The following is a 16,995-nucleotide window of genomic DNA, read 5'->3' on the forward strand; positions in this document are numbered from 1 at the left end:
GCTCGGGCGAGATCAGCCGCGAGGATGCGGAAGCGTGTCTGCGAGCGAAATGCGAATTGAAGAACGGCGCTGCCCACCACACACTCCGTCATTGCGAGCGCAGCGAAGCAATCCAGATTGCCTCTGCGGAAAGATTCTGGATTGCTTCGCTGCGCTCGCAATGACGGTATGGAAGCAGTATCGCGCCGAGCACCGCTCTCCTGCCCAGGACGCAGCGCAGCGTCTCTTCGGCTCTGCGCCGCAACGCTCGCGCGCTGCGTCGCGTCCGGGACACGAGAGCAGCGCCTTCGCGCAACCGTCATAGTCTCTAACGTCCACTAACCAACACCTGACTTAAAACTGTCATATTCGCTGAATGGAACCCGCGCCTGCGCGCTTTTTACATGTCGTTAAGCGCGCCTGCATTGGATGCGCCGGGAAAGTGCGTTGGGGACTGCAATGACTGCCGCGAAGAAGATGCCGGGAAAACCGGCCGCCGAAATGTTCGACGACATCCCGGTGCTTCAGCGCAAATGGCGTGCGGCGTTGAAGCCGGGCGAGCGGCTGCCGCGCTATGAGGACGTGATGCTCGGCAGCCTCGGACGGCTCGCCGACCACATCGCGCTCTTGAAGAACGACGGTGTGCTCGAGCTGTCGCGCAGCGGGCGTTACGTGCAGAAATGGCTCGGCGAGGAGCGCTGGGACATTCCCGTCGCCGAGCTGTCGCCGGACTGCGCCACGGCGCTGTCGGAAACGGCGGCGAGCGCGCTTGCAACCGGACGGCCGCATCAGGCGAGCGCGCACTGCGTGCGAGACGGCATGGTCAGGACCTACGACGTGCTGGCGCTGCCGACGTCCTCGCGCTGGGGCGCGACGCTGGTCGGCGCCTATGTCAACGAGCGCGGCGCGCAATACAATCTGCTCGATGCAATCTTCTCCGCGACCGACGACGCGGTGGTCTCCCTGGCGACGTTGCGCGATGCCGGCGGCAAGCCGTTCGATCTTCAGGTCGTGCATCACAACAAGAGCGCGGGCGAGCTGCTGAAGGTTGCGAGCGGAAGCCTGTTGTGGCGGCGGATCGGCGAGGGCAGCACGCTGCTGGCTTCGCCCGAGGTGATGGAATTCCTGCTCAAGGCCGTGTCGGGCGGCCGCGGCGAGCAGCTCGAGATCGAGAGCGAGGGGCGCCACCTCAGGCTCAGCGCCACCGCCTTCGCCGACGTGGTCTCGCTGACGGTCTCTGATGTCACCGCATTGAAGCGGCGCGATGCCTCGTTCCGCCTGCTGTTCGACAACAATCCGATGCCGATGTGGGTGTTCGACGCACAGACCAAGGAGTTTCTCAGCGTCAACGACGCCGCGGTCCAGCATTACGGCTACAGCCGCGCCACCTTCCTGCGCATGAAGCTGCACGAGATCTGGCCGGAGGACGAGTGGGACAGTCACGCCGAGGCGCTGGAGCGCGTCGGCGACGCCTATCACTCCGCGCGCAACTGGCGGCACTTACGCGCCGACGGCAGCGAGATCGAGGTGCTCACCTTCGGCCGCCGCGTCGCCTTCGACGATCGCGACGGTTACCTGGTGGCGGTGGTCGACATCACCGAGCGCCGCAAGGCCGAGGCCCGCATCGCCCATATGGCACACCATGACGGGCTCACCGACCTGCCGAACCGCGCGCACTTCCAGGAGCGCCTGAAGCAGGCGCTGGGGCAGGCCGGGGGAAAACGGGTCGGCGTGCTCTATATCGATCTCGACCTGTTCAAGAACGTCAACGATTCCTTCGGTCATCCGGTGGGCGACCGCCTGCTGAAGCAGGTCGCCGAGCGCCTGACCCTTGCTGTCCGCGGCGCCAATCTCGCGGCGCGGCTCGGCGGTGACGAGTTCGCCGTCATTTTGGCCGCAGACGTCTCGCCGAACGAGGCCAGCGCCTGCGCGTCCTTGCTGATCGACATGGTGAAGGCCCCTTATGATCTCGACGGGCAGGAGATGGTGATCGGCGCCAGCATCGGCATCGCGCTGTCGCCGGGCGACGGCACGACGCCGGAAGAGTTGATGCGCAATGCAGACATGGCGCTGTATCGGGCGAAGTCCGAGGGCGGTGGCGTGCACCACTTCTTCGAGCGTGAGATGGACCTCCAGGCGCAGAGGCGCCGCGACATGGAGCTCGATCTGCGCCGCGCCTTCGCCAACGGCGAGTTCGAGCTGCACTATCAGCCGCTGGTATCGATCGCGTCCGACCGCATATCCGGCTTCGAGTCGCTGCTGCGCTGGCGTCATCCCGACAAGGGCATGATCTCGCCGGCGGAGTTCATCCCTGTTGCCGAGGACATCGGTCTCATTATCCAGCTCGGCGAGTGGGTGCTGCGCGAAGCATGCGCCGAGGCCGTCAAATGGCCCGCCGACGTCAAGGTCGCAGTCAATCTGTCGCCGGCGCAATTCCGCAGCCGCAACCTGGTTCAGGTCGTGATCTCTGCCCTGGCGCAGTCCGGCCTGTCGCCGAAGCGGCTCGAGCTCGAGATCACCGAGTCGATCTTTTTGGCCGAGACCGATGCGAATCTCGCCATCCTGCACCAGCTGCGCGAACTCGGCGTCGGCATTTCCATGGATGATTTCGGCACCGGCTATTCCAGCCTGAGCTATCTCCGCAGCTTTCCCTTCGACAAGATCAAGATCGACCGCTCCTTCGTCAAGGATCTGGCGCAGCGGCCCGACTGCGGCGCGATCGTGCGCGCGATCTCCGGGCTCGGCCGCAGCCTCAACATCACCACGACCGCGGAGGGCGTCGAGACCGAGGATCAGCTCGACTGGCTGCGCGCCGAAGGCTGCAACGAGGTGCAGGGATTTCTGTTCAGCGCCGCGCGGCCCGCGGCCGAGATCGGAAAGCTCCTCGCCGATTTCGGTCAGCGCACCTCACGGGCGGCGTAGGGCGGGCGGGTAGCAGTCGTAGACCAGCGCCTTGAATGCGGGTGTGATGCGGCTGCGCTCGTTCTGGGTCTGTTGCATCATGAGGTAGACCATGTCGAGCTTGGGATCGACGCCGAAATAAGTGCCGCTGCCCGAGTCCCATTTCAATTCGCCGAGCGAGCCCGGCGGCGGCGGTTTGGCGTTGCCGGGATCGGTCCGCACCGCAAGGCCGTAGCCATAGCCGAAGCCGTCGCCCGGGAAATAGAAATAGTCGCGTCCGACGCCGGAGCCCGGCCCGATGTGATCGGTCGTCATGGCCTTGAACGCGGCCGGGCTGAGATAGCGTCTGCCCGCGAACTCGCCGCCGTTGAGCAGCATCTGGGCGAAGCGCTGATAGTCGGTGATGGTCGAGAGCAGGCCGCCACCGCCGGACTGCCATTCGGGATGATCAAGGCGGTCGCGCTCGCCGGCGAGCAGGATGAAGTCGTTCGGCAGCGGCCGCGCCATCCGCGCCAGCTCGTCCTCCGTCGCGAGCGCGAATTTGGTGCTGCTCATGCCGAGCGGATCGAAGATGCGCGCTGTCAGGAATTCGTACAGCGTCTGGCCCGAGATGATCTCGATGACGGCGCCGAGCACGTCGGTGGAATGGCCGTAGCGCCACAGCGTTCCCGGCTGCCGCGCCAACGGCAGTTTCGCGATGCGATCGGCGAATTCCCTGTTGTTGAACTGACCCTCGAAAATATCAGCGGCCTTGTAGGCCTGCTCGACCCATTTGCCGCCGATGTAGTCGTAGCTGATGCCCGAAGTGTGCCGCAGCAGATCCTCGATGTTGACAGGACGGACCGGTGGCACGAGGTCAAGCTCCAGCTTGCCGTCCGGCTCGGTGACCTCGAGGCCCACCTTGGTCTTGGCAAAGAGCGGGATGTATTTCGACACGGGGTCGGTGAGCGCAAGCCTGCCCTCGTCGATCAGCATCATCGCGCCGAGGCATGTGATCGGCTTGGTCATGGAGTGGATGGCGAAGATCGTGTCCGGCGTCATGGCGAGACCGGTCCGGGTGTCGCGCACGCCGAAGCTCTTCAGGTAGACCGGCTTGCCGTGCTGTTGGACCAGGATCACCGCGCCCGGCAGCCGGCCGCTTCCCACCTCGTTGTCAAAATACGCCGTGATGCGGTCGAGCCCCTCGGACGAAGGGGCGGGAGTATCGGCAGCACGGCTTTGCGCCATCGAGCCGGCGAGCATCGCGGCCCCGACAAGAAATTCACGCCGTCGCATCTGGGCTTCCTCCCTGGCCGGGATCAAAGCCGCACAACGTTCGGGGCGTCAACAAGCCTTCGGTTAAAAACGCGTCACAATTTCCGAAAGGAACGGTCGCGGACGGTCCTCGCTCGGTTTGGTCGGCGTGCCGATATGGACGAGGCCGGCGAGCTTCTCATCCGGCTTGAGGCCGAGGCCATCAAGCACGTCGCGGTCGAAGGCGAACCAGCCGGTCAGCCAGCAGGCGCCGTAGCCGAGCGCGGTGGCGGCCGTGACGATGTTCATGGCGCTGGCGCCCGCCGACAATTCCTGCTCGAACGCCGGCACCTTCGGATGCGGCCTGGTGAAGCTGACGATGCCGATCACCAGCGGCGCGTCCATGAGGCGCTTGCGCTCGATCTCGACGTCGGCCGCCGGCGCGCCCGGATTCTTTCGGGCAAACACCTTGGCGATGACCTCACCGGCACGCTGGCGGCCGTCGCCCTCGAAGATGATGAAGCGCCAGGGCGCGAGCTTGCCGTGATCGGGCACACGCGCGCCGATGGTGAGAATGGTCTCGAGTTCGGCCGCCGACGGGCCGGGGCCAGTCATCTCGCGCGGCTTGACCGAGCGGCGGGTCTTCAGGAGTTCGATGGCGTCGGGCACGGGAATGGTCCTTTGGTGAACTGAAAAATGAGATAAGGAGCCGACTGGGATATGGAAGTCGATTTAGATCGATTATGATTGAGATGTGCCAACGTTCGAGCTGTCAGCTATGAAGGCTCTGGTCATAAGATCGCATCGCCAATATCGCCACGTCCTCAAGTCGATTGAGGATTTGATGAGCGCTGAGATCAATTCTCCCCCAGGCGTCTGTCTCGACCGCCTGGTTGGGGCAGTCGAGGCATGGGAGCAGAAGCACCACCGGCTCGCGACGAATTAAGCCGACCCGCGCATCCGCTTCACGTCCGGCGGCGTCGCCTCGTCGACCAGGGCGGCGATCGCCTCGGCCGTCGTCATCACCTTCTGGCCGTCGCTGCCGAGCCGGCGGACCGAGACCGAATGCGTCTCGGCCTCCTTCTTGCCGACCACGAGCAGCGCCGGGATCTTGGCCAGCGAGTGCTCGCGGACCTTGTAGTTGATCTTCTCGTTGCGCAGGTCGATCTCGACCCGAAGTCCCGCCCGCCGCGCCTGCTCCAGCACCTGCTTGGCGTACTCGTCGCCTTCCGAGGTGATGGTGGTGACCACCGCCTGCACCGGCGAAAGCCAGAGCGGGAAGTTGCCGGCATAGTGCTCGATCAGGATGCCGATATAGCGCTCCATCGAGCCGCAGATCGCGCGGTGCACCATCACAGGCGGCTTCTTGCCGCCATCATGGTCGATGTAGAACGCGCCGAACCGCTCCGGCAGGTTGAAGTCGACCTGCGTCGTGCCGCACTGCCAGTCGCGGCCGATGGCATCGCGCAGCACGTATTCGAACTTCGGCCCGTAGAAGGCGCCTTCGCCGGGATTGATCTCGGTCTTGATGTGATTGTTCTGCGACTGGATCTCGCGCAGCACTGTGGCCATCACGCGCTCGGCGTGATCCCACATCGCATCGGTGCCGACGCGCTTCTCCGGCCGGGTCGACAGCTTCACCGTGAGGTCGCCGGTGAAGCCGAAATCCGCGTAGGTCGACAGGATGAGATCGTTGATCTTCAGGCACTCGTCGGCGAGCTGATCTTCGGTGCAGAAGACGTGCGCGTCGTCCTGGGTGAAGCCGCGCACGCGCATCAGGCCGTGCATGGCGCCGGAGGGCTCGTAGCGATGCACCACGCCGAACTCGGCGAGGCGCAAGGGGAGGTCGCGGTAGCTCTTCAGGCCATGCTTGAAGATCTGGACGTGGCCCGGGCAGTTCATCGGCTTCAGCGCAAACCAGCGCTTGTCCTCCGCCTCGTCGCCGGCCGATTGCGCCGCGAACATGTTCTCGCGATACCAGCCCCAATGGCCCGAGGTCTCCCACAAGACCTTGTCGAGGATCTGCGGCGCGTTGACCTCGCTGTAGTCGCCGGAGAGGCGACGCCGCATATAGGCGATCAGCTGCTGAAAGATGGTCCAGCCCTTCGGGTGCCAGAACACGACGCCCGGACCTTCCTCCTGGAAGTGGAAGAGGTCGAGCTCGCGCCCGAGCTTGCGATGATCGCGCTTCTCGGCCTCCTCGATCTGTTTGAGATAAGCGTCGAGGTCCTCCTGCTTGGCGAAGGCCGTGCCGTAGATGCGGGTCAGCATCGGATTGTTGGAATCGCCGCGCCAATAGGCGCCGGCCACCTTCATCAGCTTGAAGGCATTGCCGACCTTGCCGGTCGATGTCATGTGCGGGCCGCGGCAGAGGTCGAACCAGTCGCCCTGGTAGTAGATCTTGATCGGCTCGGTGCCGGGAATGGCGTCGACCAGCTCGACCTTGAACGCCTCGCCCTTGTCGCGGAACACCTGCTTGGTCTTCTCGCGGTCCCAGACTTCCTTGGTGAAGGGTTTGTCGCGCGCGATGATCTCGCGCATCTTCTTCTCGATCGCGGCAAAGTCTTCCGGCGTGAACGGCTCGTTGCGGAAGAAGTCGTAGTAGAAGCCGTTCTCGATCACGGGACCGATGGTGACCTGCGTGCCCGGCCACAGCGTCTGCACGGCTTCCGCCAGCACGTGCGCGCAGTCGTGGCGGATCAGTTCGAGCGCGCGCGGATCGTCGCGGCCAACCAGCTCGATCTTCGCATCAATCTCGATGGGATCGTTGAGATCGGCGAGCGCGCCGTCGAGCGCCATCGCAACCGTGCGCTTGGCCAGCGACGGCGAGATGCCCTTGGCGATGTCGAGGCCGGTGATGCCCTTGTCGAACTGGCGCTGGGCGCCGTCGGGGAAGGTGAGGGTGACTTTGGGAGCGGGGGTCACGGGCTTCAGGTTGGAGAGGCTGTACTGGAAGCCGGACTCGGATTTGGGCTGGTCGGTCATTGCTTTTCTCCTGAGGCTCACTCCTGCGAACGAGCGCAGGTAAGCGGGAACGAGCGATATATCAGGCGATTCGGCCTGCGCAATCCGGCATTTCCAAGAAAGTGGCGCGCAAAAGCCGGGGCAGCAGGCCAACTATTTGGCGTTGTACCCTTTAACTCGTCACAAGCCGCCGCTACATGCGTTTGCATGGAAAATGCCCCTGTGGCCGGCCGTTTCGCCCCCACCGCCCTGATGCTCGGCAATCTCGTCACTGGCTGCTCGGTGCTGGCGCCGGCGGGCATGCTGCCGGAATTGGCGACGGGGCTCGATGTCAGCGTCCATGCGGCCGGGCTCCTGATCACCTTCGGCGCCGTCACGCTGTGCATCGGCTCGCCGCTGACAGCCTGGCTCACCAGCCGGATCGAACGGCGGACGCTGCTCGCAACGACGCTGGCAGTGCTCGCCGCCGGCAATCTCGCCTCGGCCTTCGCGCCCGACTACACCAGCCTCCTGATCGTTCGCCTCGCAATGCTCGCGGTTGGCGCGCTCTACACGCCGCAGGCGGCCGGCACGGCGGCGCTGATCGTGCCAGCGGAGCGGCGCGGCAGCACCATTGCGTACATTTTCCTCGGCTGGTCGCTGGCAGCCGCCGTCGGCCTGCCGCTGATCACCTTCATCGCCAGCCGCTATGGCTGGCGCGCGGCCTATGGCGGTATCGGCGCGCTCGGCTGCATCAGCTTCCTGCTGTTGCTGCTGCGTCTGCCGGCGGGCCTGAAGGGCGCAGCGGTGGATCTGAAGACATGGACCGCCGTCGGTCGGAGCAGGACGATCCTGCTGCTGCTTGCGATCACGATGCTGCAAATGTCGGGACAGTTCGTCGTGTTCACCTATATGGGTCCGCTGCTCAACAGGCTCACCGGCGCCGGTCCCGATGCGATCGGCATGGTGTTCGCGCTCTATGGCATCTGCGGCTTCCTTGGCGTTGTCATCGCGACCCGCATCGTCGACACCTCGGGACCCTATCGCACCTCGTTGCTGTTCACCTGCCTGCTGCTTGCCGGGATGACCGGCTGGGCGCTCGGCGCCGGCTCGCTCGTCTTGATGACGGGCGCGGTCGCGATCTGGGGCCTCGGCTTCGCCTCGACCAATTCGATGCAGCAGGTGCGGCTGGTCGCGGCTGCGCCGCCGCTGGCATCGGCGACCGTCGCGCTCAACACCTCGGTCCTCTATATCGGCCAGGCGGTCGGCTCCGCCGTCGGCGGGCTGCTGTTTGCCCGCGAACTCCTGCACACGCTCGGCTTCGTCGCGGTCGGCTTCGTGGTGCTGGCAATGATCCTGGTGCTCCTGACGCGGCCCCGTCCGGTCGCTGCCACGGCCTGACTCCCGCGCTTGGTGTGCGCAAGGTGCTTGGCAAACCGCGCGCGAGGGCGCTAGAACGCCGGTCATGGGGACCAAAGAGAGTTGACTGAGATGAGGATGATTCTGGCGGTTGCCGCGGTGCTCTATTCAGCCTCCGCATTTGCGCAATCCGACAAGCCACCGATGGTTGGGGACAAGCCGCTGGTGCAGGTCAAGCCCAAGGGGACTAAGGAGGGGACCAAAGAGGCAGCGGCCAAGCCTGCCGCGGCGGCGAAGGGCAAGCCGCAGTCGGTCGCCGTCCGGCTCCAGGCCTGCCTTGAGATCGATGACGGCACCAAGGATCGCCTCAACTGCTACGACGCCGTGATCCCGCCGGCACCGAAGCCGAAGCCGGCGAAGGCCAAGGGCTACGCCGATTGCCGGTTCTTCAAGGAAGAGGACGAGCGGCTGGCCTGCTTCAACGGCTTCGCCGAGAGCATTCCGAAGCTGCCAAAGAACTAATATCGCCAGGCTGGGCTCAGTCGCCGATCGAACTCTGAGCGATATCGGCCTAGCGGCTCGATACGGATGGATTGGTGGAGGCGACGCGCGTCAGCGCGAGCGACGGCGTTGCGGACATCTTCACCAGCACGTCCTTGAGCGGATCCCGCGTCCATGCGCGGGTCACATAATCGCGATGGGTGATGCCATCGCCGGTCTCCACGAACACCACGCTGCCGGGACGAAGCGGCCCATCCATGTCCTCCGCGACGCTGATGCCCTTCTGCCTGAGCATGCTCATCAGCTCGCGGTCGCGCCGCGCGGTGTAGCGGGTGTAGGCGCTGACGAAGAAGCCGGAACGGTGGCTCTCGATCCAGGAGGCGAACTTGTCCATTTCGCCATAGACGGCATCGAGCAGCACCACGCCGCGCACGCGATCGCTGATGCCGCCGACCTCCAGGCTCCAGGCCGTCGGCAGGAAGCCGCCGCTGTAGCCGACGATCACGATCGGCATGTTGGCGAAAGTGCGCGCGCTGTTGGGATCGCCGGTGAGGCGGGCGAGGTGGTCGGCCGATTCCGCCATGAAGCGCTTGAAGCCGCCCGGTTGCCAGAACTTGCCGGCGCTGGAATCGGCGGCATCGACGGCCATTTGCGGTGCAAGGAGCACGGCATTGGCGCCGGAATCGGTGATCTGCTTGGGCACCAGCTGGCGGTCGCGCACGTCGCGCTCGAGCGTCGCACCATTGCCGTGGAAGAACACCACGATCACGCCCGGCTTGCGCGCGTCGAAGTGCTCGGGCACGTGCACCAACACGCGGCTGTCGCTGTAGGTCTCGTCCTGCCAGTAGACGCGCCCGGAATAGCTGCGATGGCCGCGGCGGTCGCCCTTGGAGATGTTGAGGAAGGGGGCGTCAGAGGCGGGGTTGTTGCCGAAATAAGGGAACGCCGACGACTTCATGCTGACGAGTGTCGTCAGGTCGTCGCGCGCGGGGCGCTTATAGGGGACTTGCGGCTCGAGCGAAGCCACCTTGTAGGGCGCTTGCTCCGGCGGTTGTTGCTGGATAGCGCGCTTGGGCGAGAAGTCCGACATCTGCCGTTGCAGGAAGCTTTCGCTCGCAGAGGGGAAGCGCTCCCTGAACTGCGGGGCCGGAAAGCGGTCGTCGAACGTGGCGGCGCTGGCAACTTGTCGGGTATTGGTCTTGGCGACGACCTGGACATTCGCTTGCGAGTTCGCCGCCAGCGCCGCCGGATCGGGCGCCTTGCCGCATTGAACCAGCGTAAGTGACAGCGGCAGCAAGGCTGAGATCAGGCCGACCCGGAGCACACGACTGTGCCGACCGGACGACGTCCGATCGGCACGAATGTCAGCTCTCACATTCGGAACGGCCCCGACCATCCACCCATGACCCCAATCCAGCGGCAATGTTTAAGTTAATTGAGCCGACTGGCGTTTAGGCGACGTTAAGTGTCCGGAGAAACTTCCCCACATCCGGAATGCTCAAAAGGACCACGCAATCGTGTCCTGATTGTGGGGAAGGGGAACAGGAAATTCCGGGCAAATCCAGCGCCATTGACCAAAAGCATGCGTAGTTGGTGTTTCGGTACCTGCGATCGTTGCCTCATTTAACCCTTGTTAACCCTGCTTGAATTGACTGGGCCAAACTGCACGATGGGCCCACGAGGCGAGACGCCTGAGATTAAGGACCCCGATGACGGCATCAGATGCGGGAACCGCAGCCTGGACTGGCCGGCTGACCGGGAGCGGGGCCGGGGTCTCCGTTCCGGTCGCAACCGCCATCGTTGTGGCCGACATGATCGGGGTCGGAGTCTTCACCAGCCTCGGCTTCCAGGTCAAGGACATCCCGTCCGGCTTCTCGATCCTGCTGCTCTGGACGGTCGGCGGCATCGTCGCGCTGTGCGGGGTGTTCGCGTACAGCGAGCTCGGCGCGATGTTTCCGCGCTCGAGCGGCGAGTACAATTTCCTCGGCCGCGCCTATCATCCGGCCTTCGGCTTTCTCGCCGGCTGGGTGTCCGCGACGGTCGGCTTTGCAGCGCCCGTCGCGCTCGCCGCGATGGCGTTCGGCGAATACGCCAAATCGGTCGTGCCCGAACTGTCGCCGATCCCGCTTGCCATCGGTGTGGTGTGGCTGGTCTCGCTCGTGCAATTGACCGGCGTCAGGCACTCCTCGACCTTCCAGCTGATCTCGACGATTCTAAAGGTCGTGCTGATCGTCGCCTTCCTGGTCGCCGGCTTCGTCATCGGCGTGCCGCAGCCGATCGCCTTCACGCCGCAGCCGGGCGACCTCGCGCACATCGTCAGCGCGCCCTTCGCGATCGGCCTCGTCTTCGTGATGTATTCGTTCTCGGGCTGGAATGCCGCGACCTACATCATCGGCGAGATGAAAACGCCGCAGCAGAGCCTGCCGCGCGCGCTGCTCGCGGGCACGCTGATCGTGCTGGTGCTGTACGTCGCGCTGAACGCGGTGTTTCTCTATTCCACGCCGGTGAGTGCGCTCGCGGGCCAGCTCGACGTCGCCAGCGTCGCCGGCAGCGCCATTTTCGGCAACCTCGGCGGCCGGATCGTCGGCGCCATGATCTGCGTCGGCCTGATCTCCTCGATCAGTGCGATGATGTGGATCGGGCCGCGCGTGATGATGACCATGGGGGAGGACATTCCGGCCCTGCGCGTGTTCTCGCGCAAGTCAGTGAGCGGCGCCCCGGCCTACGCCATCCTGTTTCAGCTTGCCGTCGCGACCCTGCTGCTGTTCACGCGCAGCTTCGAGGCCGTGCTCGACTTCATTCAGTTCGCGCTGCTGTTCTGCTCGTTCTTCACGGTCGCCGGCGTCATCAAGCTGCGCATCACCGATCCCGACCTGCCGCGGCCCTATCGCGCCTGGGGATACCCGTTCACGCCGCTCGTTTTCCTGCTCGTGACCGCGTTCATGATGTATTACCTCTTGACCGAGCGGCCGGTGCAGTCGCTGGCGGGGATGCTCGTCATGCTCTCGGGCCTGTTGATTTATGCTGTTTTCCGCAGGCGGCCGGTCGCCGCTGTCGCTTCACCACATCCCGAATAGACATGGTCCGACCTCTGAGAATTGCGGCCGTCGCCCTTGCCCTGCTGGCTGCGGCCGTGTCGTCCGCGCATGCCGTGGAGGTCACTTTCGACGACTCTGCGCGCTTCCTTGCGGGCATGCAGCCTTCCGCGGACTCGCCGCTGGTGCCGCTCACCAAGGACCCGGCCTGGCAGCGCCACGCAAAATTCTTCGACGGCGCCTTCGCCCAGCTCGAGCAGCGGCAGCTCTCGAAGATCCGCAGCTGGGCCGACGTCAATCTCGCCGCGCCGCGGCCGACCATGTTCTACCTGTTCAGTGGCCCGGATTTCCTCTACGCCAATGCCTTCTACTCCAAGGCCAGCACCTACGTGCTCGGCGCGCTGGAGCCAGTAGGGGCCGTGCCCGATCTGACACGGCTGCCGCGAGGTTCGATCGGCGCCGCGCTCTACAATGTCGAACGCTCGCTCGGATCGATCCTGAGCTTCTCCTTCTTCATCACCAAGCAGATGAAGGTCGACCTGCACGCCAACCAGGTCAACGGCACATTGCCGATCCTCTATGTCTTCCTCGCCCGTTCCGGCAAGACCATCCGCAATGTCGAGATGGTCGCGCTCGACGACAAGGGCGAGATGCATGTCGGCGACGACAATCCGGGACGGAACGCGACGCGCGGCGTCCGCATTACCTTCGCCGGCAGCGATGGGGAAGCGCGCACCCTGTATTATTTCTCGACCGACCTCTCCAATTCTGGCGCGCGCGCGACCGGTTTCCTGAAATTCTGCGAGACGCTCGGCCCCGGCAACAGCCTGCTCAAGAGCGCGTCCTACCTGTTGCACTCCGGTAATTTCACCGTGGTGCGGGACTGGCTGGTCGCCAACAGCGCCACCATCATCCAGGACGATTCCGGCATTCCGCTTGCGAATTACAATGCGCGGCAGTGGCGGTTCTTCCCGTTCGGCCGCTATCTCGGCCCCATCGACGAATTCCCCGGCCGCTACCAGGAGCGCTACGCCGAACTGTTTACGCGCGCTCAGCCGATCGATTTCGGCGTCGGCTACCGCTGGCGGATGCACGAGTCGAATTTGCTGTTGGCGGTGAAGGTGCCGGGCAGCGAGGCTGCACCGGGGGCGGAGACCACTTCGGCCGCCGAGCCGGCGCCAAGGCCGCCACGCCCAAAGCGGCTGCGTCCACCGGAGTCGATCCCGCCGTCACAGGGACGTTTCTTCTGGTTCCGTTAGGCTCTTTGCAGAGGTCGGGCGTCAAGAGGTCTGGGCCACGACGACCAGCACTTCGGCTTTTTGCCGGCCGAGGCTCCTGACCTCGTGCGGCGTCTCGCCTGAAAAATACAGGCAATCCCCCTTACCGAGGACAAGCTCTTCGCCGTCGAGCTTGATCGCGATCTTGCCGTTGATGACGAACAGCAGCTCCTCGCCCGCATGTGAGGCGCGCGTGGCCGCCTTGTGCGGCGGACTCAGCAGAAAAGGCTCCATCATCTTGCGGGTGCGACCGGTCGCCAGCGGGACTACACCAAACGTGTCCTGGAACAGCGGCACGTTGCCGCCGTGGCGGCGGAACAACGTGTAGCGCGGCGCCGGCTCCGCGTTCGGGTCAAAGAAGTTCGCAACATTGACCTCAAGCGCGGCGGCCATCCGCAGCAGGGCGGCGAGCGAGGGGATCTTGAGATTGCGCTCGACCAGCGAGATGTAGCCGCGCGTGAGGTCGCTCTGTTTCGCAAGCTGGTCCAGCGTCAGGCCCTTGGCGATCCGCGCCTGGCGGATGTTGGCCCCGACCGCCGTCGCTTTGCTGACGTCAAGCACGCATGAATCTCCCGAACTGCTGAAGCCTGTTTTGCAACAGATGGCGCCGGACTGCCAGTCCGGCGGCCAGCAAGGGGCCACGCCCGCCGCCGGCAACTGTATTCTGAAGGAAAACTTATGGACGGAAATTTCAGGCATGGGCGCGGATATTGTGTGCAGTCGAGCCGGTATAACGTGGAATTCAGGCCAAAATATCGGCAAATCGTTGCCTCTGCCGAGATGGTCGGCATTTGCCGCGTTCCGTGGCGTTGATTTCCAATAGTAAACATGATCGATTTTACCGTCGTGGCCGCCGATGGGCGCCACGCACCGAACCAACTGCTTTTTCCCAGGCGCCGGTACCTTTTGGAGAGATCGATGACCGTAGCAGACGACGTAACCCTGAACGTAGCGCCGGACGAGGCGGCGAGCTTGCGGCGGATCGTGTGGTCGAGCGTGATCGGCACCGCGGTTGAATGGTACGACTTCCTCATCTACGGCACGGCGACCGCCTTGGTGTTCAACAAGGTGTTCTTCGCCGCCGGCAACGCCACGCTCGCCACCATCGCGGCCTTCGGCACTTATGCCGTCGGATTTCTGGCGCGGCCGCTCGGGGCTGCGATCTTTGGCCATTACGGCGACCGGGTCGGCCGCAAGGCGATGCTCGCGATCACGATCATGGTGATGGGCATCGGCACCTTCCTGATTGGCCTGCTTCCGACCTACCAGCAGATCGGTATCGCCGCACCGTTGCTGCTGATCGGATTGCGCTTTCTCCAGGGTATCGGCCTCGGCGGTGAATGGGGCGGGGCCGTGCTGATGGTGGTGGAGAATTGCCCGACACACCGCCGCGGCCTGCTCGGCAGCATGGTGCAGGTCGGCAATCCCATCGGCAATATCGCCGCGATCGGCATGTTCGCGCTGGTGGCGAGCCTGCCGGAGAGCGACTTCATGGCCTATGGCTGGCGCATCCCCTTCCTGATCTCGATCCTGCTGGTCGGCGTCGGTCTCTACATTCGCCTCAACATGGAGGAGACTGCCGCCTTCCGTCAGGTCCAGGCAAAAAAGGAAGTCGCAAGCCTGCCAATGCTCGAGATCTTCAGGCATCACCGCCGGCCGTTCTTCACCGCGGTCGGTCTGAAGATCTCTGAAATCGCCTATGCCAGCATCGGCGGCGTGTTTGTGATGTCCTACGCCACCGCCAATCTCGGCTTGCCGCGCGCGGTGGTGCTGAACGGGGCATTCGCCGCATCGCTGGTCGCGCTGCTTGCCATCCCGCTGTTCGGCTGGCTGTCCGACCTCGTCGGCCGCAAGACGATGTTCTATGCGAGCTGCCTGTTCTCGATGCTGTTTGCCTTCCCACTGTTCTGGCTGCTCGACACCCGCGATCCGACCATCGTTGTGTGCACCATCGTGGTCGCGATCACCTTCGGTCAGATGGTCATGTTCGGCATCGGCGCGCCCTGGTACTCCGAGCTGTTCACCGCGCGCCTGCGTTACAGCGGCGCTTCGCTCGGGTTCCAGGTCGGCGCGGCGCTGAGCGGCGGATTGACGCCGCTGATCGCAGCCTCTCTGATGGCCTGGAGCGGCGGCGCAACCTGGCCGGTCTCGCTGCTGCTCGTCGCCTGCGCCGCCATCACCGCGACCGCGACGACGTTCGCGCCGGAGATGGCGAACAAGGAACTGACCTGATCCCCGCGGCGCCGCTGCCGGCGGCGCCACTACTTCTCATAAGCTCATAAGGATGTGTCATGCTCGATACGATCAGCGCCGGTCCGGCGCAGAGCGCAGCACAGCTCGGCTGGACCGGCGTGGTGCGCTTCCTCCATCTCGCCCCGCGCGCGTTCCTGCCGATGTGTGCAGTCGAGACCCTCACCCTCGTCGCCGGCAAGGGGATCGAAGGCGACCGCTACATGATCGGCAAGGAAGAGGGGTTTTACTCGCACAAGCCGGAAGAGGGCCGGCAGGTCACTCTTTTCGAGCTCGAGACGCTGGTTGCGCTGAAGCGCGACGCCGGGATCGAGCTCGGCCCGGAAGAGCATCGGCGTAACGTCACGGTGGAGGGCGTGCCGCTGAATCATCTCGTCGGCCGCCGCTTCTGGCTGGGCGAGACCCTGCTGGAGGCCACGCGGCTGTCGGTGCCGTGCCGGCATATCGAGGAGATCACGGGCAAGGCGATCTTCGATCCCCTGATCAATCGCTCCGGCCTCAACTGCAAGATCCTGCAAGGCGGCATCGTCAGGGTCGGCGACACCGTGCGGAATGCGGCATGAGTGCGCGCCCGATCACGACGGTCAAGACGGTCGTCACCGGCATCGAGGAGGTGGGGACAGGCATAAAGCTGTTCGCGCTGGCCGATCCCGACCGGTGGGAACTGCCGCCGTTCAAGCCCGGCGCGCATATCGATCTGCATCTGTCGAACGGGCTGGTCCGCACCTACTCGCTGTGCAACGAGCCCGCAGACAACGCGCGCTATGTCATCGCGGTCAAGCGCGAAGCGGATGGGCGCGGCGGCTCGCGGGCGCTGCATGACGAAATCGGCATCGGCGACGTCATCGGCGTGTCGTTGCCGCGGGGCGGACTAGAGCCCCACGCCCGCGTCGCGCGCTACGTGTTCCTGGCTGGCGGCATCGGCGTGACGCCGTTCCTGTCCGTGGCGCGGCATCTCGAGCGGACGCAGCAAGCCGAGTTCACGCTGCATCTGATCGTGCGCGAGGAGGTGCCGCTCGCCGCGCATCTCGGCTCGCTGGTCGAACGGGGGCGCATCGTCGTGCATCAGACGTCCCGGAGCGGGCGTCCCGATCTCGCCGCGCTCGTCGGAGCGTGCGGGTCCGAGACCATGGTCGCCTGCTGCGGCCCGGAAAGCATGATCGACGATTTCGAGCGGGTGACCGCAGCGTGGCCCGCGGCGAGTATCCATATCGAGCGGTTCGTCGCGCCACCACCGGTCATCGATCCCGATGCCAAGCCGTTCACACTGTCACTGGCGCGCTCGGGCGCCGAGATTCACGTGCGGGCCGGTCAGACCATGCTGGCCGCATTGCAGGAGGGAGGCATCGACATCGCGACCTCTTGCTGCGGCGGCATCTGCGGCGCCTGCAAGGTCGGATGGATCGAGGGCAAGCCAGTGCACCGCGACCGCATTCTCTCGCCCTATGAGCGCGAGCGCTATCTCATGGTTTGCGTGGCGGGCTCGGGCGGGGAGCGGCTGGTGCTGGACCTCTGAG

At 64.8% G+C, this 16,995-nt stretch carries 13 protein-coding genes; 8 read left to right on the forward strand and 5 right to left on the reverse strand.

The features are described from left to right. Window positions 1–438 precede the first annotated feature (438 nt). Complete coding sequence (locus ACVIIV_RS21000; RefSeq protein WP_456745866.1) at window positions 439–2,901, forward strand: putative bifunctional diguanylate cyclase/phosphodiesterase; 2,463 nt, start codon at window positions 439–441, stop codon at window positions 2,899–2,901. Here the strand turns inward: ACVIIV_RS21000 and ACVIIV_RS21005 are convergent. From ACVIIV_RS21005 to thrS, 3 genes are all read right to left on the reverse strand, one after another. Further along, window positions 2,887–4,155 (reverse strand): serine hydrolase domain-containing protein, encoded by a 1,269-nt coding sequence (locus ACVIIV_RS21005; protein ID WP_456745867.1) that lies wholly within the window; start codon window positions 4,153–4,155, stop codon window positions 2,887–2,889. The two genes, ACVIIV_RS21000 and ACVIIV_RS21005, sit on opposite strands and share 15 nt — an antisense overlap. 63 nt (window positions 4,156–4,218) lie before the next feature. Next, window positions 4,219–4,782: a nitroreductase family protein gene (locus ACVIIV_RS21010; protein WP_456745868.1), complete on the reverse strand. Its 564-nt coding sequence runs from the start codon at window positions 4,780–4,782 to the stop codon at window positions 4,219–4,221. Window positions 4,783–5,055: 273 nt separating this feature from the next. Then, complete coding sequence (thrS, locus tag ACVIIV_RS21015; protein WP_456745869.1) at window positions 5,056–7,098, reverse strand: threonine--tRNA ligase; 2,043 nt, start codon at window positions 7,096–7,098, stop codon at window positions 5,056–5,058. A 186-nt stretch (window positions 7,099–7,284) separates the two neighbouring features. On the opposite strand from thrS, the gene ACVIIV_RS21020 reads away from it, so the two are divergent. Both ACVIIV_RS21020 and ACVIIV_RS21025 read left to right on the forward strand, forming a co-directional pair. Continuing rightward, complete coding sequence (locus tag ACVIIV_RS21020) at window positions 7,285–8,457, forward strand: MFS transporter (protein ID WP_456745870.1); 1,173 nt, start codon at window positions 7,285–7,287, stop codon at window positions 8,455–8,457. A 90-nt stretch (window positions 8,458–8,547) separates the two neighbouring features. After that, the gene (locus ACVIIV_RS21025) at window positions 8,548–8,937 is read left to right on the forward strand and encodes a hypothetical protein (RefSeq protein WP_456745871.1); all 390 of its coding nucleotides are present in this window, start codon (window positions 8,548–8,550) and stop codon (window positions 8,935–8,937) included. A gap of 49 nt (window positions 8,938–8,986) precedes the next feature. Here the strand turns inward: ACVIIV_RS21025 and ACVIIV_RS21030 are convergent, their stop codons facing one another. Continuing rightward, window positions 8,987–10,312 carry an alpha/beta hydrolase gene (locus ACVIIV_RS21030; RefSeq protein WP_456745872.1) on the reverse strand — a complete coding sequence of 442 codons (1,326 nt, stop codon included), beginning with the start codon at window positions 10,310–10,312 and terminating at the stop codon, window positions 8,987–8,989. Between the two features lie 313 nt (window positions 10,313–10,625). On the opposite strand from ACVIIV_RS21030, the gene ACVIIV_RS21035 reads away from it, so the two are divergent. After that, on the forward strand, window positions 10,626–11,993 hold the full coding sequence (locus tag ACVIIV_RS21035; protein WP_456745873.1) for an APC family permease: 1,368 nt from the start codon (window positions 10,626–10,628) through the stop codon (window positions 11,991–11,993). A 2-nt stretch (window positions 11,994–11,995) separates the two neighbouring features. After that, window positions 11,996–13,210, forward strand: coding sequence for a hypothetical protein (locus ACVIIV_RS21040; protein WP_456745874.1), 1,215 nt, complete (start codon window positions 11,996–11,998; stop codon window positions 13,208–13,210). A gap of 21 nt (window positions 13,211–13,231) precedes the next feature. Here the strand turns inward: ACVIIV_RS21040 and ACVIIV_RS21045 are convergent, their stop codons facing one another. Further along, window positions 13,232–13,927 (reverse strand): helix-turn-helix domain-containing protein, encoded by a 696-nt coding sequence (locus ACVIIV_RS21045; RefSeq protein WP_456745875.1) that lies wholly within the window; start codon window positions 13,925–13,927, stop codon window positions 13,232–13,234. A 219-nt stretch (window positions 13,928–14,146) separates the two neighbouring features. On the opposite strand from ACVIIV_RS21045, the gene ACVIIV_RS21050 reads away from it, so the two are divergent. The 3 genes from ACVIIV_RS21050 to ACVIIV_RS21060 are packed head-to-tail and all read left to right on the forward strand — an operon-like array spanning window position 14,147 to window position 16,994. After that, window positions 14,147–15,460: an MFS transporter gene (locus ACVIIV_RS21050; RefSeq protein WP_456745876.1), complete on the forward strand. Its 1,314-nt coding sequence runs from the start codon at window positions 14,147–14,149 to the stop codon at window positions 15,458–15,460. 59 nt (window positions 15,461–15,519) lie between these two features. After that, window positions 15,520–16,041: an MOSC domain-containing protein gene (locus ACVIIV_RS21055; RefSeq protein WP_456745877.1), complete on the forward strand. Its 522-nt coding sequence runs from the start codon at window positions 15,520–15,522 to the stop codon at window positions 16,039–16,041. Continuing rightward, the gene (locus ACVIIV_RS21060; protein WP_456745878.1) at window positions 16,038–16,994 is read left to right on the forward strand and encodes a PDR/VanB family oxidoreductase; all 957 of its coding nucleotides are present in this window, start codon (window positions 16,038–16,040) and stop codon (window positions 16,992–16,994) included. The genes ACVIIV_RS21055 and ACVIIV_RS21060 overlap by 4 nt, the downstream gene beginning before the upstream one ends. The last annotated feature ends 1 nt before the right edge of the window (window position 16,995 follow it).

This window comes from Bradyrhizobium sp. USDA 4354, from assembly GCF_054060315.1.